Origin of the sequence: Nocardioides sp. NPDC127503, assembly GCF_040302165.1 — a bacterium.
Classification (GTDB): Bacteria; Actinomycetota; Actinomycetes; order Propionibacteriales; family Nocardioidaceae; genus Nocardioides.
On the sequence record NZ_JBEORH010000002.1, the window covers coordinates 225,344 to 248,187 of the forward strand.

The window sequence follows — 22,844 nt, forward strand, 5'->3', positions numbered from 1 at the left end:
AACGTTTTCGTAGCCTGTTATCGACAATCCCCGAAGTGGGCTACTGTCAGGCCATGAGCACGCTCGATCAGCCACGCCCCCGCCGGGTGACCATCACCGACGTGGCCCGCGAGGCCGGCGTCTCCGTGGCCACCGTCTCCAAGGTGATCAACGAGCGCTACGGCGTCAGCGAGGCGACCGCCGAGAAGGTGCTCGCGGTCATCGACGAGCTCGGCTACCAGTCCTCGCTGATCGCCTCGAGCCTGCGCCGCAAGTCCACCGGCGTGATCGGTGTGCTCGTGGCCGAGTTCGAGCCCTACTCCGCCGAGCTCCTCAAGGGCATCTCGGCGGCCCTGGACGGCACCGGCTACGAGCTGTTGGCCCACGCCGGACGCACCGGCGCCCACAACCACACCGGCTGGGAGCGCCGCTCGCTCTCCCGGCTCGGCCACACCCTGATCGACGGCGCGATCGTGGTGACGCCGTCGATGATCATCACCGACGAGACCACCATCCCCGTCGTCGCGATCGACCCCCACACCGGGCCGGACGGCCCGATGACCGTCGACGCCGACAACATCACCGGCGCGCGGCTCGCCGTCGACCACCTGGTCGGGCTCGGCCACCGGCGCATCGGGTTCCTCGGTGGGCGCCCTGACCTCCGCTCCGCCGGCCTGCGCGAGCAGGGCTACCGCGAGGCCCTCTACGACGCCGGCCTGAGCGTCTCCCCCGACCTGATCCGGGTGGGCGGCTACCACCCCGAGCTCGCCGAAGCACCGGCCCGCGAGCTGCTCTCGCTCCCGGCCGGCGCGCGGCCCACCGCCATCTTCGCCGCCAACGACATCTCCGCGATCAAGGTCATCGAGGTCGCCGGCTCACTCGGCCTGCGCGTGCCCGAGGACCTCTCGGTGATCGGCTTCGACAACGTACCCGAGGCCCGCGACGCCACTCCCCCGCTCACCACCGTCGCCCAGCCGCTCCACGAGATGGGCCGGGCCGCCCTCGAGCTCCTGCTCGAGCTGCTCGAGGGCAAGCAGACCGAGCGTCACCTGCGGCTGCCCGCCGAGCTGGTCGAACGCAGCAGCACCGCTCCGCCTGCCTGAGCCTTCATCACGGTATGCAGCGAAAGGCGCACATCCCGTGCGGAGTTCCGCTGGGGATGTGCGCCTTCGTCTGCATACCCTTCGACAAGCTCAGGACATCGCCTTGACGGAGGAACGAGCCCGCTACACGTGCCCTGTCGCCGATGCTCTTCGCCGGGAGAGCGCGTCGACGCTGGCCGCGACCAGGAGGACCAGGCCGGTGACCATCCACACGGTGCCCTGGGGCTGGTCGAGCAGGCCCATCCCGTTGTCGATGACGGCCACGACGGTGCCACCGATGACGGCGTCGATGACCCGGCCCTTGCCGCCGAAGAGCGAGGTGCCGCCGATGACGGCGGCGCCCACGGCGTACAGCAGGGTCGTCTCGCCGCCGGTGTTCGGGTTCACCGAGTTGGTCCGGCTGGCGATCATGATGCCGGCCACCGCCGCCATGGTGGAGCAGAGGACGAAGCACGACAGGCGCACCCGGAACACGTTGATCCCGGCCCTGCGTGCCGCCTCGGCGTTGCCGCCGACCGCGTAGACGTGCCGGCCCCAGGCGGTGCGGGTCAGCGTGAAGGTGAGCAGGATCAGCAGGCCGACGATCACCACCAGCGAGACCGGCACCCCCTTGAGCGAGGTCAGCGCCGGGTTGCGGCTGCGCTCGACCGAGAGGTAGCCGACCACGGCGAGCACCACGACCGTCAACAGCCCGGTCTTCAGCGCCCACAGCAGGATGGGCTGCACGGTGAGGTTCTTGGCGCGGCGGCGCGCATCGGTGATGTACGTCAAGGCCGCATAGCCCACGATGCAGACGATGCCGAGCACCCAGCCGAGCCAGACCGGCAGGTTGGCGTTGTTGAGGCCGTTGATGAAGTCGTTGCGGATGGGAATCGTCCCACCCTCACCGATCATCGTCAGGAGTACGCCCTGCAGCCCGAGGAACGCGGCCAGCGTGACCACGAACGACGGGATCCCGAGCCTGGCCACCAGCAGACCGATGGTCAGACCGATCAGCGCTCCGGTGAGCAGTGCCGCCAGCAGAGCCGGGATCAGCGGCCACTCCTGCCGGGTCAGGAACACGCCGAGCACCCCGGCACACGTGCCGCCCGCGAACCCCGCCGACAGGTCGATCTCGCCCAGCAACAGCACGAAGACCAGGCCCATCGCGAGCACGGTCACCCCCGCCGACTGGCCGATCAGGTTGGCGAAGTTGAACGAGTTGGTGAACTGCTCCGGACGCAGCGCCGAGAAGACCACGACCAGCGCGATCAGACCCAGCACCGCCGGCAGCGAGCCGACCTCACCGCCCCTGAGCTTGGCCAGGTAGGCCCGGAAGATTCCGCCCAGCGAATTGTCGGGCTCCGGATCCGGTGCCGCAGCGACCGTCGGGTCATCGGTGTCGATACTCATGCCGCACCTCCCTCAGGAACGACGCCGGTGGTGATCGCCTGCACGACCCGCTCACGCGTCGTGGAGGCAGCCTCGATCTGACCGACCATGCCGCCCAGATACAGGACCGCGATGTCGTCGGCGACCTCGAAGACGTCGTTGAGGTTGTGGCTGATCAGCAGGACGCCGAGCCCCCGGTCGGCCAGGCGACGCACCAGCCGGAGCACCTGCTCGGTCTGCGCCACGCCGAGAGCGGCGGTCGGCTCGTCGAGGATGACCAGCTTGGAGTTCCACAGCACGGCGCGGGCGATCGCCACGGTCTGGCGCTGGCCACCGGAGAGGGAGGCCACCGGCGTACGCACCGATTTCAGCGTACGCACCGAGAGTCCGTCGAGCGTCTCGCGAGCGCGCTGCTCCATGGTGTCCTCGTCGACCAGCCGCAGCCGCTTCATCTCCCGGCCGAGGAACATGTTGTGGACGACGTCGAGGTTGTCGCACAGCGCGAGGTCCTGGTAGACGACCTCGATGCCGAGCGCGGCGGCGTCCTTGGGATTGGTCACCTTCACCGGCTCACCCTCGAAGAGGTAGTCACCGGCGTCGAAGAGATGGATCCCGGCCATCCCCTTGACCAGGGTGCTCTTGCCGGCACCGTTGTCGCCGACGAGCGCGGTGACCCGGCCCGCCTGAACCGAGAGGTCCACTCCGCGCAGGACCTGCACGGCGCCGAAGGACTTCTCGACGCCGTGCAGCTCCAGCAGCGGACTCACTGAGGCACGCCGTTCTCGGTGCACAGGTCGGCGATCGCCCCGGCGCACACGTCGGCGGCGTCGGCCTGACCGTCCTCGATGACTGTCCCGACGGTCTCCTTGGTGACCCAGACGGGCTCGGCGAGCACCGACGGCACGTCCTTGCCCGCCTCGGTGTCCTCGACGCTTCCGGTGGCCAGCGCCTCGGCAGCGTCCTCGTCACCCTCGATCAGAGCGATCGCCAGGTCCGCGGCGGCCTTGGCCTCGAGCGCGGTGTTCTTGTAGACGGTGCCGCACTGGAAGCCCTGCAGGATGTTCTGCAGACCCTCGACCGAGGCGTCCTGGCCGGTCACCGGGATCTTGCCCTGCGCGTTGTTGGCCTTCAGCCGGGCGATGATGCCGCCGGCCATAGTGTCGTTGGCCGAGACCACGCCGTCGATCTTTCCGTTGTTGGCGGTGTACATCTGGTCGAAGACCTTTCCGGCCTTGGTGGCGTCCCACTCCCCCGACTGGTCACCGACGAGCTTGTAGGTGCCGTCGGCGATCTTCGCCTCGAGCGCCTTCTCGTAGCCCGACTTGAACAGGGCCGCGTTGTTGTCGGTGGCCGCGCCGTTGACGTAGACGATGTTGCCGCCCTTCTTGCCCGCGGCGGTGATGCACTCGTCGAGGCCGGCGCCCATCAGCTCGCCCACCTTCACGTTGTCGAAGGAGACGTAGTAGGAGGCGCCGCCGTTGAGCGTCAGCCGGTCGTAGTCGATGCTCGTCACGCCCGCGTCGGCGGCCTTCTTCAGGCAGGACGCGCCCGACTCGGAGTCGAGGTTGGTGATGATGATGACCTTGACGTTCTCGTTGATCATGCTGTCGCACAGCTGACCGAACTTGGCGGTGTCGCCCTGCGCGTTCTGGATCGTGGCCTCGAGGCCGGCGTCGGCGAACGCCTTCTCGAGGTTGGGCCGGTCCTGGGACTCCCATCGGGGAGACGTGGTCGCGTCGGGGAGGATCACTCCGACGTCCGTGCCGCCCGAGTCTCCCGAGTCGCCACCGTCATCCGAGCCTCCACATGCCACGAGCGATGCGGTCGACAGGGTCGCCACCGCTGCGACCGCCATCAGGCGGCCGATCTTGTGCGTGTTCATCGTCGAACTCCTCAGTCCTGGGTGTGATCTAAGTCACGTCGGGGTGCAACCTATCTCCTTCAGCGGCGATATGAAGCGGTTCTGAGGAGATCTCGACAGCGGATTGATAACGGCCGTATGCCTTCAGGTCACCACTGCTCGTTACGGTGCGACGGCTTCCACCCGTCCACGTCCACTAGAACAGCGATCACGTGACCGCCATCTCGGATTTCCGCACGCCCACGACCAGCCGGGCCGACAGCGATCCCAACAGCCCCAAATCTGGGCAAAGCCCCGCCCGACCGAATTCAGGACACATCAGCGAGATCCACGGCCTGCGCGGCATCGCCCTGGCGCTCGTGGTCGCCTTCCATCTCTTCGGCAACGGCCGGGTCTCGGGCGGGATCGACGTCTTCCTGGTGATCTCCGGCTTCCTCGCCACCCGGTCACTGGTGGGCAGGGCCGAGCGCGGCCGGGTGAAGCTGGGCGAGCACTACGGACGTACGTTCGCGCGGCTCGCCGCGCCGGCCCTGATCGTGCTGGCCGCGACGGCCGCGCTGATGGTGGTCTTCATCCCGCAGACGCTGTGGACGCAGACGACCCGCGAGCTCATCGCGGCCGCGACCTACACGCTCAACTGGGAGCTCATCGCCAGCCAGCTCTCCTACGGCGCCGCAGGGCCGTCCTCGACGCCGGTGCAGCACTTCTGGTCGCTCGCGGTGCAGGGGCAGTTCTTCCTACTGTGGCCGCTGGTGGTCGTCGGGCTCGCCCTGGTTCTCCGGGTGGTGGCCCGCGGCCGGCTGCGGGGGCGGCTCGGCCTCGCGCGGGTGCTGTTCGTGCTGACCGCGGCCGCGTTCGCGGTCTCCTTCGTCTATGCGATCAATGTCTCCGGGTCCGACCAGGCGGCTGCGTACTTCAACTCCATCACCCGCTTCTGGGAGATCGCCGCCGGCGCCCTCGCCGCGCTCGCGCTGCGCCGCCTGAGCCTGCCCGAGAAGATCAAGCCGTACGCCGCGTGGACCGGCCTCGCCCTGGTCGTGACCTGCGGTTTCGTGATGGACGGCGCGGACCACTTCCCCGGCCCGCTGGCCCTGTGGCCGGTCTCCGGGGCGCTGCTGGTGATGGTCGGCTCAACCCCGTCGCCACGCGGGCCGCGCCGCCTCCTGGAGACCCGTCCGCTGCGGTTCGTCGCCGACATCTCCTACGAGCTCTACCTGTGGCACTGGCCGCTGCTGATCGCGTGGCTCTACTACACCGGCGATGAGCGACTCACCGTCGCCTCGGCCGCGGGCGTGCTGGTCGTCTCGACGCTGCTCGCCTGGGCGACCAACCGGCTGGTGACCCGCCAGGTCCAGACGTACGTCATCAGGCCCGGCGGCCCACGAGCCCTGGTCGCCACCCTGGCTGCTCTCGTGGTCGCGGTCGGCGCCGGCTGGAGCGGCCTGGCCGCGATCGACTACTCCGCGGACAGGGCGATCGCGGCGGCGGCCCGGCTCGCCACCGCCGACCCCTTCACGACCGAGTGCCTCGGCGCCTCCGCGATGGCGGTGCGCGCCACGGGAGGATCGTGCCGCAACCCCGACCTGCGGGACGAGCTGATCCCGGCGGTGGCCGCGATCGGCGCGGACGACGACAACCGGGGAGAGTGCTGGTCCTTCGAGGAGCGTCCGGTGCGCTTCAACGCATGCCCCAACGGAACGGTCGAGGGCTACCAGAAGCGGCTGCTGATGGTCGGCGACTCCCATGCCGTCGCCCCGGTCGGCGCCCTCGACCTGATCGGCGACCAGCGCAACTGGCGCATCGACGTCGCCGCCCGCGCCGCCTGCCACTGGAACACCCGGCCGCTCGGCCAGAACATCGCCGACAACCGCCCCGCCTGCGCGGAGTGGAACCGGCAGCTCGAGGCCCACCTGCGCGCTCCCGAGCAGCAGGATCTCGACGCGATCATCGTCACCCACTCGGCCCGCAAGACGACCCAGCCGCTGGGCGGCGAGACGCCGTACGAGTCCACGGTCAACGGTCTGGTCGAGGCCTGGAGCCACCGGCCCTCGAAGGAGGTCCCGGTGATCGCACTCGTCGACAACCCGATGTTCGAGCCCGACAACGCCGACTATCTCCGCACCACGCTGGGCTGCATCCAGCGGCACTCCCCCGAGACCGCCGGTCAGGCGTGCGCACGTCCGCGCACCGACGTACTCGTCAAGGACCCGCACCGCGACGCGGTCGCCCGCGACCCCAACGCGCACCTGGTCGACCTGACCCACCTGTTCTGCGGGGACGAGGTCTGCCCGGCGGTGATCGGCAACGTCATCGTCTACCGCGACGGCAACCACATCACCTCGCGCTACGCGCGCACCCTGGCGCCGTACCTCAGCCGGGAGCTCGCCCGGGTCGTCGACTAGCTCAGCGGGCGACCGCGAGCGCGTCGATCTCGACAAGCATCTCCTCGCGCGGCAGGCCGGTCATCACGGTGGTGCGGCACGGGAGGATGCCGCCGTCGGCGACCCGCGAGCCGATGAACTCGCCGTAGGCCTCGTTCATCGCGGCGAAGTCGTCCCGGGTGGTCAGGTAGACCCGGAGCATCAGCACGTCCTCGAAGCCCGCACCTGCGGCGGCGAGGATCGCCTCCACGTTCTGCAGGGTGCGTACGGTCTGGGCCTTCACGTCGCCGGGGAACAGGTATTCGTTCGTGGCGGGATCGACCGGACCCTGGCCGGAGACCTGGATCAGGCCGCCGCGGACCACGCCCTGGGAGAAGGTGTGCGCGGGGGCCGGGGCCTGGTCGGTGGAGATGCGGATGTCGGACATGGGATGGGTTTCCTCTCGGGGTGTTCTCATGAGCTCCGGCCGGCCCAGTCGGCGGAGATCGCTTCGGTGGCCGCGAGGAGCTGCGGCACCAGGGCACGCACCCCCTCGCGGGGCAGGATGACGTCGGGCACGGAGACGGAGACCGCGGCGACGACGCGCCCGGCCTCGTCGCGTACGGGCGCCCCGACGCAGTTGATGAAGTCCTCGTGCTCGGCGGCGTCCTCGGCCCAGCCCTGCTCGCGCGTCCGGGCGAGCACCTCGTGGTAGCTGGCCGCGTCGGGGATGGTGCGGCTGGTGAACGGGCGGAAGTCGATGCCCGCGACCACGGCCCGCTGCTCGCCCGGGGGCAGGCCCGCGACCAGCACCTTGCCGACGGCGGTCGCGTGCAGCGCGGCGGGCAGACCCACCCGGGAGTACATCCGCACCGAGTGGGTGCTCTCCACCTTGGCGAGGTAGACGGCCGTGCCGTTCTCGTAGGCAGCGAGGTGGACGGCCTGGCCGCCCGTCTCGGCCGCGAGGCGGGTCAGGTGGGGTTGGGCCACGTCACGGATCGCATGCTGGGCGAGGGCTGCCGTTCCGAGGGCGAAGAGCCGCGAGCCGAGGTGGTAGCGCTGGCGGTCGTCGCGGCGTACGAAGCGGTCCGCCTCCAAGGTGTGCAGCAGCCGCATCGCGGTGGTCTTGTGGACCTCGAGGCTGGCCGCCACCTGGTCGAGCGATCGCTCACCCTCACCGAGCTCGATGAGGATCTGCAGTGCGCGGGAAAGACTCTGGCTCATCGGGCCGCCTCACGGATCGCCGGGGAGTCGATGCCGGAGGCGCTCACCCGGGTCGCGGCCCAGTCGTCCTCGGAGCACTCGAGCAGCCGGGTGCGTACGTCTGCGGCCGGCGGTCGCGCGTGGTCGCCGGTCGCGGCCAGCACGCCCGCCGCGACCAGATGGCCCTGGCGCAGCCGGCCGACCGGGCCGATCCCGTCGACGAGCGCGGCGAGGTAGCCCGCCGCGAAGCCGTCGCCCGCGCCCACCGGTTCCACGACGTCGACCCGGAGCGCCGGGACCTGCGTGGCGTTTCCGTCCGCGTCGTACTCACCGGCCGCGTGGGAGTCGGCCTTGATCACCAGTCGCGGGCGCTCGCCCAGGAGCTCGCGGAGCTCCTGCGGAGTGTTGGCGCCGAGCGCCGCGCGTGCCTCGTCGGCGCCGAGCAGAACGATGTCGGCCGCACGAAGCAGGTCGAGCAGCGGCGCGATGCTGCGCCCGGCCCACAGGGCAGGTCGCCAGTTGAGGTCGACGCTGAGCCGGAAGCCGAGCTCGTCGCGCAGCGCCAGCAGGCGGGTGACCAGCGTCGATCCCTCCTCGAGGATGCCGGCGGTGATGCCGGAGGTGTGCACGACCTCGGCCGAGGCCAGCGCCTGCGCGACCCCGGGCAGGTCCAGCAGGCCGGCGTCCATCGCGGCGGCCGCGGAGCCGGCGCGGTAGTAGTGCATGCGGCTGCCGTCGGGGGCGGGCTCCTTCAGGTAGAGCCCCGTCGGCCGCTCGGGATCGCGCTCGGCCTCGACGTGCGCGCCGCGGGCGACCAGGTCCTCGGTCACGACGTCACCGAACGGGTCCTGGCCGAGCCGGGACACCCAGGCGGTCCGCACCCCGAGGGCGGCCAGAGCTCCGGCGACGTTCGCCTCCGCGCCGCCGACCGAACGCCGCAGGGTCGTCGCCCCGGCGAGCGACTGGTCGCCCTCCGGACGCAGGACGACCATCGCCTCCCCGAGACAGACCGCTCGCACGTCTCCGCTACTGCCCACGAATGGAGCTCCTCCCCTGTTGGTTCTCCGCCGGGCCGTTGACGCCCGGCGTGGCCGATGTTACAACTAACGAATCGAATTACGCAATCACCGTTGCATATTGTGCAACGCAAGGAAGGACGGGCCATGGATCACCCGGCAGCCCACATCGACACAGCGGCCGTCGCCGCGCTGCGCGAGGAGCGCGTCGACTGGCGCCACAAGGCGATCCCGCCGGCGCTGTGGGGACGTACGGTCGCCGAGGTGCTCGACGCGGCGCCCCGACTCTCGCAGCTGCCCACGCCCGTGCTCTCCCTCTCCCGCGTCGCGATGACCCACAACCGCGACGTGCTGGCCGCCTGGTGCGCGGAGCGCGGCATCGCGCTGGCTCCGCACGGCAAGACCACGATGGCTCCGCAGCTGTGGGCCGAGCAGCTCACCGCCGGCGCCTGGGCGATCACGGTGGCGAACCTCCCCCAGCTCGCGGTCGCCCGGGCCTTCGGCGTCTCCCGGGTGATCGTGGCCAACGCGATCGTCTCCCCGCTCGCCCTGCGCTGGATCTCCGACCAGATCACCGAGGACCCGGAGCTGGAGGTGCTGGTGTGGGCCGACTCGCCACGGACGGTGGCCCTGATGCACGACGCGCTCGCGGCCCACGCCGCCGAGGCCGGACCACGACGCCCGCTCGGCGTCCTCGTCGAGCGCGGTGCCACGGGCGGTCGCACCGGCGCCCGGGACGAGGCGACCGCGGTCGCCGTCGCCGAAGCCGTTGCGGCCTCACCCCACCTGGAGCTCGCCGGGGTCACCGGCTACGAGGGCGCCCTGGCCCACACCACCGATGAGACCGCGCTCGGCGTCGTCCATGCGTACGTCGACAGCCTGGTCTCCCTGCACCGGCGCGTCTCCGACCTGCTGCCCGCCGGAGGGACGCCCGTGGTGAGTGCCGGGGGCAGCGCCTACTTCGAGCAGGTGGCCGATGCGCTCGCACCGCTCGTGGCCGCCGACGAGGCCCGCGTGGTGCTGCGCAGCGGCGCCTACATCACCCATGACGACGGCTTCTACCGCGGCATCTCGCCTCTCGGCAGCGCTCCGCGCACGACCGGCCCCGGCCTTCGCAGCGCCCTCCACGGCTGGGTGCGGGTCTCCTCCCAGCCGGAGCCGGGGCTTGCGCTCTTCGACGCGGGCAAGCGCGACCTGCCCTTCGACGAGGGCCTGCCCGAGGCTCAGCTGCTGCGGGCACGGACGACCGGCTCCCCGGCGACCCCGATCACCGGCGTCGCCGTGACCGCGCTCAACGACCAGCACGGCTTCCTCCGCTGGGACCCCGCCACCGAGGCGCCCGTCGTGATCGGCGACGAGCTCCGTCTCGGGCTCTCGCATCCGTGCACCGCCTTCGACAAGTGGGGCCTCATCCCGGTCCTCGACGACGCCGACGCCGACGACCCGGTCGTCGTCGACCTCGTGCGCACCTGGTTCTGAGAGGAGCCACCATGACCGACCTGCTCATCCGCGACGCGACCGTCATCGACGGCAGCGGCGCCCCGGCATTCCACGCCCACGTCAGCATCGACGCTGGGCGCATCACGGGCATCCACACCGATGCCCCGGCACCGGCCGCGCGGCGCACCATCGACGCCGCCGGGCGGGCGCTGACCCCGGGTTTCATCGACATGCACGCCCACTCGGACCTGCAGATCCTGGTCAACCCCGACCACACCGCCAAGGTGAGCCAGGGCGTCACGCTCGAGGTCGTCGGGCAGGACGGCCTCTCGTTCGCGCCAGCCGACCCGGCGGCGCGCGGCCATCTGCGCCGACAGATCGCGGGCTGGAACGGCGAGCCCGACGACTTCGACTTCGACTGGGACACCGTCGCCGGCTATCTGGACCGGCTCGACCGTGGGATCGCGTGCAACGCGGCGTACCTCGTCCCGCAGGGGACCCTGCGGCTGATGGTCGTCGGCCCCGACAACCGGACCGCGACCGCCGCCGAGATCGCCGAGATGGCCCGGCTGCTTCGGGTCGGCCTCGAGGAGGGCGCGGTGGGGATGAGCAGCGGTCTGACCTATCCGCCGAGCATGTTCGCCGACGACGACGAGCTGGCCACGCTGTGCCGGGTCGTCGCCGAGTCGGGCGGCTACTACAGCCCGCACCACCGCTCCTACGGGGCCGGTGCGCTGGAGGCGTACGCCGAGATGATCGCCGTCGGCCGGACCTCCGGGTGCGCCCTCCACCTCACCCACGCGACCATGAACTTCGAGCCCAACCGTGGGCGGGCCGGCGAGCTCGTCGACCTCATCGAGGCCGGCCTGGACGACGGCGTCGACATCACGCTCGACACCTACCCCTACCTCCCTGGCGCCACCACGCTCAGCGCCGTGCTGCCCAGCTGGTCGACGTCCGGCGGCCCGGACGCCCTGCTCGCGCGGATCGCCGACCCGGGCGACCGTGCCCGGATCGCGCACGAGCTCGACCACGTCGGCACCGACGGCTGCCACGGCTGCGTGACCGACTGGCGCACGATCCAGATCAGCGGCGTACGCAACCCCGAGCTGTCGCGTCGCGTCGGCCGCACCGTCGCCGAGATCGCCGAGGAGACCGGCCAGGTGGCCACCGACGTCTTCTTCGACCTGCTCGTCCGCGACCGGCTGGCAACGACGATCCTCCAGCACGTCGGCCACGAGGAGAACGTGCAGACGATCATGCGGCACCGCACCCACTGCGGCGGCAGCGACGCGATCCTCGTCGGCGAGCGCCCGCACCCGCGCGCGTGGGGCACCTTCCCCCGCTACCTCGCCCGCTACGTACGCGAGCTCGGCGTGCTCGACCTGGTCGACTGCATCCACCACCTCACCGGCCGCCCCGCGGCGAGGCTCCGGCTCCATGAGCGTGGCCTCGTCCGGGAGGGGTACGCCGCCGACCTGGTGCTCCTCGACCCCGACACCGTTCAGGACACCGCCACGTTCGAGCAGCCGCGGCAGCAGGCGCGCGGCATCGACTGGGTGCTGGTCAACGGCACCGCCGTCATCGAGGACGGCCACCGCACCGACGCACTGCCCGGACGGGCGCTGCGCCGCACCGACGAAGGAACCCGATGACGAACCCCGTGATCGACACTCTCCGCGCCGACCAGGCGCTGGTCGTCGTACGCGCCTCCCGGCTCGACGATCCCGTCGCCCTCTGCCACGCACTGGCCGCCGGGGGCATCCGGACCGTCGAGCTGACCTACACGACGCCAGGCCTCACCGACCTGATCTCGCAGGTCAGCGCCCGGGCAGAAGACGACATCGCCATCGGCGCCGGGACAGTCGTGACCGCCGACCAGGCGCGCGCCGCGCTCGCGGCCGGCGCCCGGTTCCTGGTGACGCCCGGCCTGCCGCCGGAGGCGGCGGAGATCGTCGCCGAGGGTCACGCCGCGGATGCGGCCGTCGTCCTCGGCGCCCTCACCCCGACCGAGGTCCTCACCGCGACCGCGCTCGGCGCCGACGCGGTCAAGATCTTCCCAGCGCGGGCCGTCGGCCCGCGCTACTTCTCCGACCTGCGGGGACCATTCCCCGAGGTCGCCCTGATCCCTTCCGGCGGGGTCGACGAAGACAACGCCGCGGAGTTCCTGCGGGCCGGCGCCATCGCCGTGACCGCCGGGACGTCGGTGGTCCAGCCCGCCGACGTCGACGAGGCCCGGTGGGAGCAGATCACCACCAACGCCGCCCGGTTCCGCGCAACTCTGCGCTGAGTCCATCCCCCATCCATCCCCCACCCCGACCCAACGGGAGAACCAACCATGCATTGGCTCCAGACAAGCACCACCGGCCTGCTGCTGCTCTGCGCCGCAGCGATCGCCGTGCTCCTCCTCTTGATCATCAAGGTGAAGCTCGAACCCTTCATCGCCCTCTTCATCAGCGGCATCGGCCTCGCCGTCGCGGCCGGCCTCTCCGTCGAGCAGATGGTCGGCACCGCACTCTCCGCGAAGGAGTCGCTCATCGAGACCGGCTTCGGCGGCGTACTGGGCCACATCGCGCTCATCATCGGTCTCGGCACCGTCCTCGGGTCGCTGCTCGAGCGGTCCGGCGGCGCCGACGTCCTCGCCGCGAGGCTGATCGGCATCTTCGGCGAGCGCGGCACCCCGGTCGCGATGGGCCTGGTCGGCCTGATCTTCGGCATCCCGGTCTTCTTCGACATCGGCATCTTCGTGCTCGCGCCGCTGGTCTACGTCGCCGCTCACCGCGGCGGCAAGTCGCTCGTCCTCTACGCCCTCCCGGTCCTCGCCGGCCTGTCGATGACGCACGCGTTCCTGCCGCCGCACCCGGGACCCACGGCCCTGGGCGGTCTCCTCGGGGTCGACCTCGGCTGGCTGATCATCATGGGCCTGCTGTGCGGCCTCCCCGCGTTCGCCGCGGCCGGGATCCTCTTCCCGATGTGGATCGCCCCGCGCGTCCAGGTCTCGGTGCCCGAGGAGTTCTTGGTCGCGGAGACCGAGGCCGAGCAGGACAAGACGCCCACCACCCCGGTCGCGCTGCCCCTCGTCCTCGGCGTCATCGCGGTGCCGCTCGTCCTGATCCTCGGCGCGACCTTCGGCACGATGCTGCTCGACCCGGGCCGGCTGCTCAGCCTGCTCACCTTCTTCGGCAACCCGGCGATCGCGCTCACCATCGCCGTGCTCCTCGCCTTCTGGCTGCTCGGCATCCGGCGCGGGATGAGCCTCGAGGAGATCTCCGAGTTCACCGGCGCCTCGCTGCGGCCGGTCGGCATGATCCTGCTCGTCGTCGGCGCCGGCGCCTTCTTCGGCGCGGTGATCACCGCGACCGGTGTGGGCACCGCGCTCGCCGAGGTGCTCTCCGACGCCGGCCTGCCGATCCTGCTGCTGGCCTACGTCATCTCCTGCGCGCTCCGGATCGCCCAGGGCTCCGCGACCGTGGCGATCGTGACCACCGGCGGCATCATCGCGCCGACCCTCGGCACCGGCTACTCACAGCCCGAGCTTGCCGTGATCGCCGTCGCGATCGCCGCCGGCTCGATCGTCCTCAGCCACGTCAACGACGGCGGCTTCTGGATCGTCTCGCGCTACTTCAACCTCACCGTGAAGCAGACCCTGGCGACCTGGACGGTGCTGGAGACGGTGCTCTCGATCGTCGGGTTCGCGGCCGCCGCCGTGGCCTGGGCGATCGTCTGAGGCCTGGCCCGAAGCTCTAGGCCGACGCCCACGCCTGCGCGAGCAGGTCGCGGGTGTCGGTCAGGAGCTGCGGCAGGGTCTTGGTGCGTCCGATGATCGGCATGAAGTTCTGGTCGCCGACCCAGCGAGGCACGATGTGCTGGTGCAGGTGGGCGGCGATGCCGGCCCCGCCCGCGGTGCCCTGGTTCATCCCGATGTTGAAGCCCTCGGCGCGCGAGACGCCGGCGAGCGTGCTTACGGCCTGCTTGGTCAGCACCGCCATCTCGGCGGCCTCCTCGTCGGTGGTCTCGACGTAGCCGGCGACGTGGCGGTAGGGGCAGACCATCATGTGGCCCGGGGCGTACGGATAGAGGTTGAGCACCACGAAGCAGGTCTCGCCACGGTGGACGACCAGGCCCTCGGCGTCATCGAGCGTCGGCACCCGGCAGAACGGGCACTTCGTCTCCGAGGGGTCGGTGGGCTTGTTCTCCCCGCGGATGTAGGCCATCCGGTAGGGCGTCCACAGCCGCTCCAGACCGTCGCCCTCGCCGATGCCGTCCTGGGTGAGTACGCCGTCCATCTCTGTCACGCGGCAAACACTACTTAACCCCTCACAGGCCCATTCAAGACAGGCTCAGCCGGGCGCTTCCCCACCCCGCAGCGCGTACGCCCCGGCGACAGCGGCGGCGAGCAGAACGACCAGGCAGGCGGCCGTGATCCCGGACAAGGCCTGCCAGGGGAAGGTCAGCGGAGCGCCGGGCACGTCGCGTACGACCGCCTGCCGCATCAGCCAGCCGGTGAAGCCGGTGACCGCGCCTCCGACCAGCAGAGCGCCGGCCCCGGTGAAGACCGTCTCCCAGAGCGCGGTCCGGCGCACCTGTGCCGGGGTGGCGCCGACGAGCCGGGCGGTGGCGGTCTGGCGGCGGCGCTGACTCACCCCGATCAGGACCGCGTTGACGGCCGCGATCGCGGCGTAGACCCCGGCCGGGCCGAGCATCACCCACAGCACGACGGTGTTCATCTCGCGCGCCTCGGCCGAGACCGCGCCGACCCACTCCTCGCCGGTGCTCACCTCGGCGCCGGTGTCCCGGATCGACCGTGCGGTCCCGGCGACGTCCGCGCCGGCGTCGGTGCGTACGAAGACCGTGCCGGTGTCGCGGGCGACCCGGTCGATGCGTGGCAGGTCGGCGGGCACGATGATGTCGCTCCACAGGTTCGGGGCGTCGGGGACGACCGCGACCAGGCGCACCTTGACGAGCCGGCCGTCGATGCGCATCCGGCGGGTCTGGCCGACCCGACCGCCGAGGTCGGTGACGTAGGAGGCGGTGACCGCCATCGCCCGGCCATGCAGGTCATCGAGACTCCCCTGTGTCGCCTGCAGGCTCCGCGTGGCGGCCGCACTGGGGACATCGACGACCTCGACGTCCTCGGGACCGCCCCCGAACCCGACCTGCGCCGTGCGGCGTACGTCGCTCACGCCCACCCCGGGGACGTCCTGGATCCGCTCCGGGCGCTCTGCCTGCTCGACGACCAGCTCCGACCTGAGCGCGGCCCGGTCGGCGCCCTCGCTCCAGTCGGCGGTCGCACCGACCGCGAGCACCATCGAGCCTGCCACCGCCATGATGGCCACCACCGGCGCCGCCACCGCGGCGGTCATCCGGCTGCTGGTGCGGGCGAGGTCGCGGGCGAGGTGCGCCGACGGATCCCGTCCTGCGACCGTGGCACCAGCGAGAGCCGCGAGCTCGGTGTAGAGCAGGCCGCCCACCGCGTTGGCCCCGATCACCGCGACGATCGGCAGGAACATGCCCACGAGCAGGGCGAACAGCAGCGGCATGCCGGAGGCGAACACGGCGGTCGCGACCAGCGCTCCGGCCGCAGTGAGCGCGACCAGCGCCTGGATCACCGTCGGCCGTCGGCGCTCGAGGACGGCGTCGCGGAGCGCCTCGACCGGCTGCGTACGTCCCGCGCGGGCGCCCGCGCGCCAGGCCCCGACCAGGGCGACGCCGACACCGCAGGAGGCGGCGATCGCCCACCCGGTGCCCTGGCTCGGCATCGCGAGCAGGACCGGAGTGACCCCGGCCTGGTGCAGGACATGCAGCACCGGCACCGTGACGGCGGTACCGAGCAGGCAGCCGGCGACCGTGCCGACGGCCGCGACGGAGAGCGCCTCTCCGAGCAGCAGGGTCCGCACCTGGCGCGGGGTGGCGCCGAGCAGACGGAGCAGGCCGAGCTCGCGGCGCCGGGTGGCCACCACGAAACCGAAGGTCGAGGAGACCACGAAGAGCGCCAGGAAGAGCGAGATGCCGGCCATGATCCCGAACAGCGACCCGAGGTCGTCGATCTGCGTCCGCGTCTGCGGGTCCAGCCCCTCGGTGGCGGTGCCGAGCGCTCCCAGCATGTTGGTCGCGAGGGTGATCAGGGCGATGCCGCCGGCAAGGGCGACGGCGGCACCGGCGTACGGAGGCCAGGACTGGCGCAGGGTCTTCAGGCTGTGCGCGGCCAGCGAGACGATGCTCATCGCACGGGCTCCAGCTCGGCCATGCGGGCGGCGATCCGGGCGGCGTCGCTGCGCTCCATCTGCCCCACGACCTGGCCGTCGGCGAGGAACAGCACGCTGTCGGCGTACGAGGCGGCGAGCGGGTCGTGGGTGACCATCACGACCGTCTGCGCCGGCCCGTGGGTGACTGGGGCGTCGACGAGGTTCCGCAGCAGCTCGAGCACGTCGCGTCCGGCGTGGCGGTCCAGCGCACCGGTGGGCTCGTCGGCGAAGAGCACCGCGGGCCGGGCGTGCAGCGCACGCGCGATGGCGACGCGCTGCTGCTGGCCGCCGGAGAGCTCCGGCGGCCGCCGCCGGGCGAGCCCGTGCAGACCGACCTGCTCGAGTGCCCCGATCACCTCGGCCCGGTTCGGGCGTCGTCCGGCGAGGCGGGCGGGAAGGGCGACGTTGTCGTACGCGGTGAGGGCGTCGAGCAGGTTGTACTGCTGGAAGACGAAGCCCATCGTCTCTCGGCGCAGCTTCGTCAGGGTCGTCCGGTTCAGACCGGCCAGGCCGGTGCCGGCGACCCGGACGCTGCCCCGGGTGGGCCGGTCGAGGCCGGCGGCGATCTGCATCAGGGTGGACTTGCCCGATCCCGACGGCCCCATGATCGCGGTGAACGTCCCGGAGGCGAAGGCATGGCTCACGCCCCGCAGGGCGTGGACCGTGCCGGAGCGGGAGCGATAGGTGCGGGTGACGTCGTCGAGCACGACGGCGGGCGGGCCGGGCGGCCGGGGCGGGTGGACGGCGGCCGGGAAGGTGGCGGTCATGGTTTCCAGCAAACGCCTCGTACGCGGCGCGCACACGGGCGCAGACGCCACGGCGAGGTAGCGCGTGCGCTACCCCATCGTGGGGTGCTGAGTGCCTAGGCTCGAGAGTCATGAGACCACCACCCGACGTCTGGGCCGCGCTGCGCTCCTCCCCGTGGCGCCTGCTCGCCTCCAGCTGGCCCTGGCGCGCGCTGGCCTATCTGGCCTCCGGTGCTCTGATCGGTCTCGTCGTCGCCTTCCTGCTGTTCGTGCTGGTCGGCGTCGGACTGCTCACCGTGGTGCTCCTGGTCGGGCTGCTCGTCCTCGCCGGGATCCCGCTGCTGGCGGCGCTGGTCGCCGATGTGGAGCGGGTACGCCTCCGGCTGGTCCTCCCCGAAGTCCGCCCGGGGCCGGCCGAGCCGCCGGCGCCGATCGCCTGGAGCGACCGGCTCCGGGCGTTGCGCCGACTGCGGATCTCCGGGCCCGAGGTCGGCTACACCGTGCTGATCGCCACGGTGCTGTGGGTGGTCGACGCCGTCGCGCTCAACCTGATCATCACCATCCCGGGTGTGCTCGTGCTCGCCCCGGTCCTGGTCAGGATCGACGCTCCCATCGCCTTCGGACCCTGGCAGATCACCACGCCCACCGAGGCCTGGATCGCCATGATCCCGGGGCTGGTGCTGCTGATCGCCGGCCTGTACGCCTCGACCCTCCTCGCCGCCGCCCAGGCCAGCCTGGCCCGGCTCCTGCTCGAACCGGCCCAGACCCGGCTGGCCGCGGCCGTCGACGAACTGCGCCGGTCGCGCGTGGACCTCGTGGATGCCTTCGAGACCGAACGCAGCAGGATCGAGCGCGACCTCCACGACGGCGCGCAGCAGCGGCTGGTCGCGCTGACCATGACCCTCGGCCTGGCCGAGCTGGAGGTGCCCGAGGGCGCCGGGCTCGACCTGGTCCGGCAGGCGCACACCCAGGCCGAGACGGCGCTGGCCGAGCTTCGCGCCACCGTCCGCGGGATCCACCCGCGGGTGCTGGTCGACCACGGGCTCACCGCTGCCGTCCGCGAGCTGGCCGGCACCGCCGGGCTGCCGGTCTCGGTCGACCTGCAGGTGCGCGGCCGGCTGCCGGCGCCGGTCGAGGCAGCGGCGTACTTCGTCGTGGCCGAGGCGCTCACCAACGCGGTCCGCCATGCCGGTGCCCACTCGGCCCGCGTCCAGGGGCAGATCACCCGTGATCGGCTCGTGGTCGTCGTACGCGATGATGGGGCCGGCGGCGCCGCCGTGCGTCCCGGCGGCGGGCTCGCCGGTCTGGCCACCCGGCTGGCCGCCCTGGACGGCACCCTGGAGGTCACCAGCCCACCGGGCGGACCGACGGAAGTGAGGATGACGTGCCCGACCGCGCTCCCCTGAGGATCGTCCTGGCCGAGGACGCCGCGCTGCTGCGCGAGGGCCTCCTCGCCATCCTCGAGCGGGCCGGCCACGAGGTCATCGCCGCGGTCGGCGACGCGGACGCCCTGCTCGCCTTCACCGACCACACTCGCCCCGACGTGGTCATCACCGACATCCGGATGCCGCCGACCCACACCGACGAGGGGCTGCGGGCCGCCGCCGAGCTCCGCCGGCGGCACCGTGACCTGGCCGTCCTGGTGCTCTCGGCCTACGTCGCCGACGCCTACCTTGCCGAGCTCCTCGACACCACCGGTGGCGGCGGTATCGGCTACCTACTCAAGGACCGGGTCGGCCACGTCCGGGACTTCCTCGACAGCCTGGACCGGGTGGCCGGCGGCGAGACCGTCGTCGACCCGCAGGTCGTACGCGGCCTCCTCAACCGGCACCAGCCCGACGGTCCGCTCGACGTGCTCTCCGAGCGCGAGCGAGAGGTCCTGGCCCTGATGGCCGAGGGCCGCACCAACGGCAGCATCGCCACCGCGCTCTTCGTCTCCGAGGCCGCCGTGCGCAAGCACGTCGGCAACATCTTCGCGAAGCTCCGGCTCGACCCCACCACCGACCGCCGCGTCTCCGCCGTGCTGGCCTACCTGCGCGAGGCCTAGACGGCCGCCCTCGGCACTCGCTTGGGTGACGGTCATAGAGTGGAAACACCCCACGACGTAGCGCGCAAGCGGCTCAATCGCAGTTGATCCAGGCTCACCCAGCGTGCCGAAGTGACCACTCCCGTCAGCGACCGCACCTCTGCGTCGGCGCCCGCGAGGCCCGGCGGCGGTAGCGCACGCACCACCGGCAGAAGCTGGGCCGACACCGCGATCGTGCTGATCGCCGCTCTGGTGGCGACGGCCGCGTGGCTGCCCTTCCTCTACCGACCGCTGACGGCGGACGAAAGTGGCTTCCTGATGCTCGCCGAGCAGTGGAAGCCGGGCGATTCGCTGTACGGAGACTACTGGGTCGACAGACCACCACTGCTGCTCTGGCTGTTCACCATCGTCGGGCCTGCGGACGCGACGACCTCAGGGCTCGTCGCTCCCGGGCTCAAGCTGCTCGGCGCCGTGGCCAGCGGGATGTCGGTGGTCCTGGCCGGCGTCCTGGCGAGCCAGGTGTCCCCGGGCACTCGCTCAGCGCGGCTCACGACCGTCGTGCTGGCGGCCGCACTGCTGTCGAGCCCGCTGCTCGGGATGACAGCGGTCACCGGCGAGCTGCTCGCGGTGCCGTTCGTCCTGCTCGGTCTGGTGTGCGCGGTGACGGGGATGCGCAGATCATGGGGATGGCGTACGGCCGTGCTCGCCGCCGGGGCGGGGGCATCCGGTATGGCTGCCGCGCTGGTGAAGCAGAACTTCATCGACGTCTTCGTGTTCACAGCCGTCCTCGTCGCGGTCTCGCACGGGCGGGTTCCCCGGTTGTGGGAACGGGCCGCCACGTTCACAGGCGGCGCCGCGATCATGCTCGGCGCGGCCCTCCTCGGAGCCTGGGCGCGGGGCACCTCCGTGCCGGAGCTGTGGAGCGCGGTCGTGATCTTCCGCATCGAGGCCGCGCAGATGATCGACGGCTCGGCATCCTCCGCGACCGTCGCACGGGGCGTGACGCTCGCGGCGGCGTCGCTGGGCAGCGGTGTCGCCCTGGTGCTCGTCGTCGCGGTCGCCGCGGTCCTCATGCGCGGGGCGCCGCTGGCCGCGCCCGTGCTCGCCATGACCGCCTGGGAGCTGTTCGCGATCGCTGCCGGCGGCAGCTACTGGTTGCACTACCTGACCGGCGTCGTCCCCGGCCTCGTGCTGTTGGTCGCCATCGCCCGACCCGGTCCGCGGTCGGGTCTGGCACTGAGGTGCGCCGTGGCCTACTCGGCTGCGGCCGCCATCGCGGTCTGGGCGTCATATGCTCTCGCTCCGCCCCAGGTCACACCGGAGGGCCGGGTCTCGTCCTACCTGCGCGAGCACGCGCGCCCCACCGACGGTGTCGTCGTCGGCTTCGGGCACCCCGAGATCATCGCCGCGAGCGGACTGGACAGCCCGTACGAGAATCTGTGGAGCCTCCCGGCGCGTGTCCGCGACCCGCACCTGGCCCACCTACACGGCGTGATGGCCGGGGCCTCGGCACCGCAGTGGGTCGTCGTCCACGGCGACACTCTCGACACGTGGGGGCTCGACGGTGACGACGCGCAGCAGTATCTCCTGCGGCACTACGTCAAGCAGGTGAGCTACGACGACTGGCACGTCTGGCAGCGCCGCCGGTGATGATCAGAAGGTGATCCCCCGGGCGGCGAACCGGTCGCGGACCAGGTCGGCGGCCGCCTGACCGTCGCGAGCAGCAGCCGCGTCGTACGTCTGGGCGGCCGCGGCCTGGAAGCTGGTGTCGGGGGCGTAGGAGAACTGGGAGTAGATCAGCGTGGTGTCCCAGTCGCGGGTGGAGAGACCGAGTGCTTCGTAGCCCTCGCGGATCTCCCACAGCGCCTGGCTCCAGATCTGGCCGTCGTAGTGCACCTGGTTGCGGCGGTCCTCGAGGGTCAGGTCGAGGTGGAAGCTGCGGATGCAGTGCGGGGCGTCGGTGTAGGAGGTCGCGTCCCAGTCCATCGGGCAGGACGGGTCGGCGGCGACCGGCCAGCCGAACTCCGAGGCGGCGTCGAGCCCGACGGTCACAGCGAGGTAGTCGCCGAACGACTCCCCGATCGCGCCGGCGTCCAGGCTGCTGCCGTAGCCGGGCACCTGGCTGGCGTGGACGGCGTGGCCGTACTCGTGGACGATCACCTCGGCGTCCTCGGCGTCGTCGACACCGCCCTTGCCCAGCCGGATCCGGTAGGGCTTGTCGGTCTGGTAGGAGTTGTCGCCGCCGTACTGGTTGATCTTGACCGAGAACGGCTGGTTCAAGACGCCCGGGAGCGTCTCGCCGAAGCCGAGGGTGTGCAGGTAGGTCTGCGCACGGGTCACCCAGAAGTAGCCCATGACCTGCTCGAACTGGTCCTGCTGGCGGTTGTAGGAGTAGCTGTTGGTCGTGGAGTACGCCGGCGTGCCGGTGCTCGACTCGACGACGGCGTAGTCGCCGCGGAGGTAGCCCGAGCCGTCCAGGTGGGTGAGCGGGACCTGGGCATAGGCGCTGTCCGGCACGGCGCTCGCCGCGTCCTTCTGGTCGGTCAGGTTCTGGTCGTTGCTGGACTGGACCGGGTTGACCATGAAGACGCGGGCAGTGCCCTCGGAGGAGCCACTGCCCGGGGCCGAGGTGGCCGGGCTCAGCGGCACGGCGAACCCTGCGGTGGCCGCCAGACCGGCGGTGACGGCGATCGAGAGTCTGCGCATGTGGGGCATGGTCTTCTCCTGGAATGAACGGCCGAGCGGCCGGGCGATACCGGGAGGCTATACCGCGAGGATGTCCTTGGACAGGAGTTCTTCCAGAGGAAGCTCGGGGTCGAGCTCGATCCCGAAACCGCGGGCATGGCCGTCGATGACGAACCAGATGGACTGGGCGGTGAGCCGCTCCAGCGTCTCGGCGGGCAGGCGCTCGCCGGTGCGGGTCAGCCAGCGGCGTACGGCCCCGAAGACGGCGCCGACCAGGCCGTAGATCAGCGGGTCGAGGGCCTCGGCCTCCTCCTCGGTGGGGTTGCCGCCGAGGGCGAGGACGGCGGTGCCGACGATGGCCGAGATCCGGCCGGCGAGCTGCTCCATCCCCTGCTGGAAGGGACCGTCGTCGCCGCCGTCGATGTCGTGGTCGGCGGCGAGGTGGAGCGCCGGATGGGCCCGGGCCCAGCGGACGTAGGTGCCGATGATCCGCTCGATGATCTCCGGCACGGTGCCGTCGAGCGTGATCCCGGGCATCAGGTCGGACCAGAGCCCGTCGAGGATCGCCTGCTGCACGGCACGGTCGAGGTCGGCACGGTCCTCGAAGTGGCGGTAGATGACCGTGCGGGACAGCCCGGCGCGCACCGCGATCTGCTGCACCTGCACGTCGGCGCCGGGCTCACCGGCCTCGATCACCGCGATGGCGGCGTCGATGATCTGCTGGCGGCGCTGCTGGTTGTGCTTGCTCCACCGGTCCTGCCGACCATCCCGCTTCTCCCCGGCCACCCGCGTCTCCCCCTGCTCCCGTG

At 71.6% G+C, this 22,844-nt stretch carries 20 protein-coding genes; 9 read left to right on the forward strand and 11 right to left on the reverse strand.

What is annotated here, in order from left to right; translation table 11 throughout:
• Positions 1-53 precede the first annotated feature (53 nt).
• Entirely contained in the window at positions 54-1,082 is a 1,029-nt protein-coding gene (locus ABTW65_RS05105) for a LacI family DNA-binding transcriptional regulator (RefSeq protein ID WP_350658864.1), read from the forward strand.
• A 123-nt stretch (positions 1,083-1,205) separates the two neighbouring features.
• Here ABTW65_RS05105 and ABTW65_RS05110 read toward each other — a convergent pair whose 3' ends face one another.
• The 3 genes from ABTW65_RS05110 to ABTW65_RS05120 are packed head-to-tail and all read right to left on the reverse strand — an operon-like array spanning position 1,206 to position 4,335.
• Complete coding sequence (locus ABTW65_RS05110; RefSeq protein ID WP_350658865.1) at positions 1,206-2,474, reverse strand: sugar ABC transporter permease; 1,269 nt, start codon at positions 2,472-2,474, stop codon at positions 1,206-1,208.
• A complete protein-coding gene (locus ABTW65_RS05115; RefSeq protein ID WP_350658866.1) occupies positions 2,471-3,220 on the reverse strand; it encodes an ATP-binding cassette domain-containing protein in 750 nt (249 codons plus the stop codon). The genes ABTW65_RS05110 and ABTW65_RS05115 overlap by 4 nt, the downstream gene beginning before the upstream one ends.
• Positions 3,217-4,335, reverse strand: coding sequence for a sugar ABC transporter substrate-binding protein (locus tag ABTW65_RS05120; RefSeq protein ID WP_350658868.1), 1,119 nt, complete (start codon positions 4,333-4,335; stop codon positions 3,217-3,219). The genes ABTW65_RS05115 and ABTW65_RS05120 overlap by 4 nt, the downstream gene beginning before the upstream one ends.
• A gap of 191 nt (positions 4,336-4,526) precedes the next feature.
• Between ABTW65_RS05120 and ABTW65_RS05125 the strand changes: the two genes are divergently transcribed.
• Positions 4,527-6,716, forward strand: a complete 2,190-nt coding sequence (locus ABTW65_RS05125) for an acyltransferase family protein (RefSeq protein WP_350658869.1) — start codon at positions 4,527-4,529, stop codon at positions 6,714-6,716.
• Position 6,717: 1 nt separating this feature from the next.
• Here ABTW65_RS05125 and ABTW65_RS05130 read toward each other — a convergent pair whose 3' ends face one another.
• Genes ABTW65_RS05130 through ABTW65_RS05140 form a run of 3 tightly spaced genes read right to left on the reverse strand, consistent with a single transcriptional unit; the run spans position 6,718 to position 8,914 of the window.
• A complete protein-coding gene (locus ABTW65_RS05130) occupies positions 6,718-7,122 on the reverse strand; it encodes a RidA family protein (protein WP_350658870.1) in 405 nt (134 codons plus the stop codon).
• Positions 7,123-7,148: 26 nt separating this feature from the next.
• Positions 7,149-7,898 (reverse strand): IclR family transcriptional regulator, encoded by a 750-nt coding sequence (locus ABTW65_RS05135; protein WP_350658871.1) that lies wholly within the window; start codon positions 7,896-7,898, stop codon positions 7,149-7,151.
• Positions 7,895-8,914, reverse strand: a complete 1,020-nt coding sequence (locus tag ABTW65_RS05140; RefSeq protein WP_350658872.1) for a sugar kinase — start codon at positions 8,912-8,914, stop codon at positions 7,895-7,897. Before ABTW65_RS05140 ends, ABTW65_RS05135 begins: the two co-directional genes overlap by 4 nt.
• 126 nt (positions 8,915-9,040) lie before the next feature.
• On the opposite strand from ABTW65_RS05140, the gene ABTW65_RS05145 reads away from it, so the two are divergent.
• The 4 genes from ABTW65_RS05145 to ABTW65_RS05160 are packed head-to-tail and all read left to right on the forward strand — an operon-like array spanning position 9,041 to position 14,060.
• Positions 9,041-10,372 (forward strand): type III PLP-dependent enzyme domain-containing protein, encoded by a 1,332-nt coding sequence (locus ABTW65_RS05145; RefSeq protein WP_350658873.1) that lies wholly within the window; start codon positions 9,041-9,043, stop codon positions 10,370-10,372.
• An 11-nt stretch (positions 10,373-10,383) separates the two neighbouring features.
• The gene (locus ABTW65_RS05150) at positions 10,384-11,988 is read left to right on the forward strand and encodes an N-acyl-D-amino-acid deacylase family protein (protein ID WP_350658874.1); all 1,605 of its coding nucleotides are present in this window, start codon (positions 10,384-10,386) and stop codon (positions 11,986-11,988) included.
• Positions 11,985-12,623 carry a bifunctional 4-hydroxy-2-oxoglutarate aldolase/2-dehydro-3-deoxy-phosphogluconate aldolase gene (locus ABTW65_RS05155; protein ID WP_350658875.1) on the forward strand — a complete coding sequence of 213 codons (639 nt, stop codon included), beginning with the start codon at positions 11,985-11,987 and terminating at the stop codon, positions 12,621-12,623. Before ABTW65_RS05150 ends, ABTW65_RS05155 begins: the two co-directional genes overlap by 4 nt.
• Positions 12,624-12,671: 48 nt before the next feature.
• Entirely contained in the window at positions 12,672-14,060 is a 1,389-nt protein-coding gene (locus ABTW65_RS05160; RefSeq protein ID WP_350658876.1) for a GntP family permease, read from the forward strand.
• 16 nt (positions 14,061-14,076) lie between these two features.
• On the opposite strand, the gene ABTW65_RS05165 is transcribed toward ABTW65_RS05160, so the two are convergent.
• The 3 genes from ABTW65_RS05165 to ABTW65_RS05175 are packed head-to-tail and all read right to left on the reverse strand — an operon-like array spanning position 14,077 to position 17,345.
• Positions 14,077-14,619, reverse strand: a complete 543-nt coding sequence (locus tag ABTW65_RS05165; RefSeq protein ID WP_350659264.1) for an HIT family protein — start codon at positions 14,617-14,619, stop codon at positions 14,077-14,079.
• 54 nt (positions 14,620-14,673) lie between these two features.
• Positions 14,674-16,557 carry an FtsX-like permease family protein gene (locus ABTW65_RS05170; protein ID WP_350658877.1) on the reverse strand — a complete coding sequence of 628 codons (1,884 nt, stop codon included), beginning with the start codon at positions 16,555-16,557 and terminating at the stop codon, positions 14,674-14,676.
• Entirely contained in the window at positions 16,554-17,345 is a 792-nt protein-coding gene (locus tag ABTW65_RS05175; protein WP_350658878.1) for an ABC transporter ATP-binding protein, read from the reverse strand. The genes ABTW65_RS05170 and ABTW65_RS05175 overlap by 4 nt, the downstream gene beginning before the upstream one ends.
• Before the next feature lie 110 nt (positions 17,346-17,455).
• On the opposite strand from ABTW65_RS05175, the gene ABTW65_RS05180 reads away from it, so the two are divergent.
• The 3 genes from ABTW65_RS05180 (at position 17,456) to ABTW65_RS05190 (ending at position 21,000) form a co-directional block, all read left to right on the forward strand.
• A complete protein-coding gene (locus ABTW65_RS05180) occupies positions 17,456-18,730 on the forward strand; it encodes a sensor histidine kinase (RefSeq protein WP_350658879.1) in 1,275 nt (424 codons plus the stop codon).
• Positions 18,709-19,371: a response regulator transcription factor gene (locus ABTW65_RS05185; protein ID WP_045552031.1), complete on the forward strand. Its 663-nt coding sequence runs from the start codon at positions 18,709-18,711 to the stop codon at positions 19,369-19,371. Before ABTW65_RS05180 ends, ABTW65_RS05185 begins: the two co-directional genes overlap by 22 nt.
• Before the next feature lie 111 nt (positions 19,372-19,482).
• Positions 19,483-21,000, forward strand: coding sequence for a hypothetical protein (locus tag ABTW65_RS05190; protein ID WP_350658880.1), 1,518 nt, complete (start codon positions 19,483-19,485; stop codon positions 20,998-21,000).
• A gap of 3 nt (positions 21,001-21,003) precedes the next feature.
• Here ABTW65_RS05190 and ABTW65_RS05195 read toward each other — a convergent pair whose 3' ends face one another.
• Together ABTW65_RS05195 and ABTW65_RS05200 are read right to left on the reverse strand one after the other, a co-directional pair.
• Positions 21,004-22,056 carry a M36 family metallopeptidase gene (locus ABTW65_RS05195; protein WP_350658881.1) on the reverse strand — a complete coding sequence of 351 codons (1,053 nt, stop codon included), beginning with the start codon at positions 22,054-22,056 and terminating at the stop codon, positions 21,004-21,006.
• 57 nt (positions 22,057-22,113) lie between these two features.
• Positions 22,114-22,821 carry a TetR/AcrR family transcriptional regulator gene (locus ABTW65_RS05200; protein WP_350658882.1) on the reverse strand — a complete coding sequence of 236 codons (708 nt, stop codon included), beginning with the start codon at positions 22,819-22,821 and terminating at the stop codon, positions 22,114-22,116.
• Positions 22,822-22,844: the final 23 nt, after the last annotated feature.

Coding starts and splice junctions, on each gene's coding strand:
- ABTW65_RS05105 (WP_350658864.1), top strand. CDS start 54: ATGAGCACGCTCGATCAGCCACGCCCCCGCCGGGTGACCATCACCGAC.
- ABTW65_RS05110 (WP_350658865.1), bottom strand. CDS start 2,474: ATGAGTATCGACACCGATGACCCGACGGTCGCTGCGGCACCGGATCCG.
- ABTW65_RS05120 (WP_350658868.1), bottom strand. CDS start 4,335: ATGAACACGCACAAGATCGGCCGCCTGATGGCGGTCGCAGCGGTGGCG.
- ABTW65_RS05130 (WP_350658870.1), bottom strand. CDS start 7,122: ATGTCCGACATCCGCATCTCCACCGACCAGGCCCCGGCCCCCGCGCAC.
- ABTW65_RS05135 (WP_350658871.1), bottom strand. CDS start 7,898: ATGAGCCAGAGTCTTTCCCGCGCACTGCAGATCCTCATCGAGCTCGGT.
- ABTW65_RS05145 (WP_350658873.1), top strand. CDS start 9,041: ATGGATCACCCGGCAGCCCACATCGACACAGCGGCCGTCGCCGCGCTG.
- ABTW65_RS05150 (WP_350658874.1), top strand. CDS start 10,384: ATGACCGACCTGCTCATCCGCGACGCGACCGTCATCGACGGCAGCGGC.
- ABTW65_RS05155 (WP_350658875.1), top strand. CDS start 11,985: ATGACGAACCCCGTGATCGACACTCTCCGCGCCGACCAGGCGCTGGTC.
- ABTW65_RS05160 (WP_350658876.1), top strand. CDS start 12,672: ATGCATTGGCTCCAGACAAGCACCACCGGCCTGCTGCTGCTCTGCGCC.
- ABTW65_RS05165 (WP_350659264.1), bottom strand. CDS start 14,619: ATGGACGGCGTACTCACCCAGGACGGCATCGGCGAGGGCGACGGTCTG.
- ABTW65_RS05170 (WP_350658877.1), bottom strand. CDS start 16,557: ATGAGCATCGTCTCGCTGGCCGCGCACAGCCTGAAGACCCTGCGCCAG.
- ABTW65_RS05175 (WP_350658878.1), bottom strand. CDS start 17,345: ATGACCGCCACCTTCCCGGCCGCCGTCCACCCGCCCCGGCCGCCCGGC.
- ABTW65_RS05180 (WP_350658879.1), top strand. CDS start 17,456: ATGAGACCACCACCCGACGTCTGGGCCGCGCTGCGCTCCTCCCCGTGG.
- ABTW65_RS05195 (WP_350658881.1), bottom strand. CDS start 22,056: ATGCGCAGACTCTCGATCGCCGTCACCGCCGGTCTGGCGGCCACCGCA.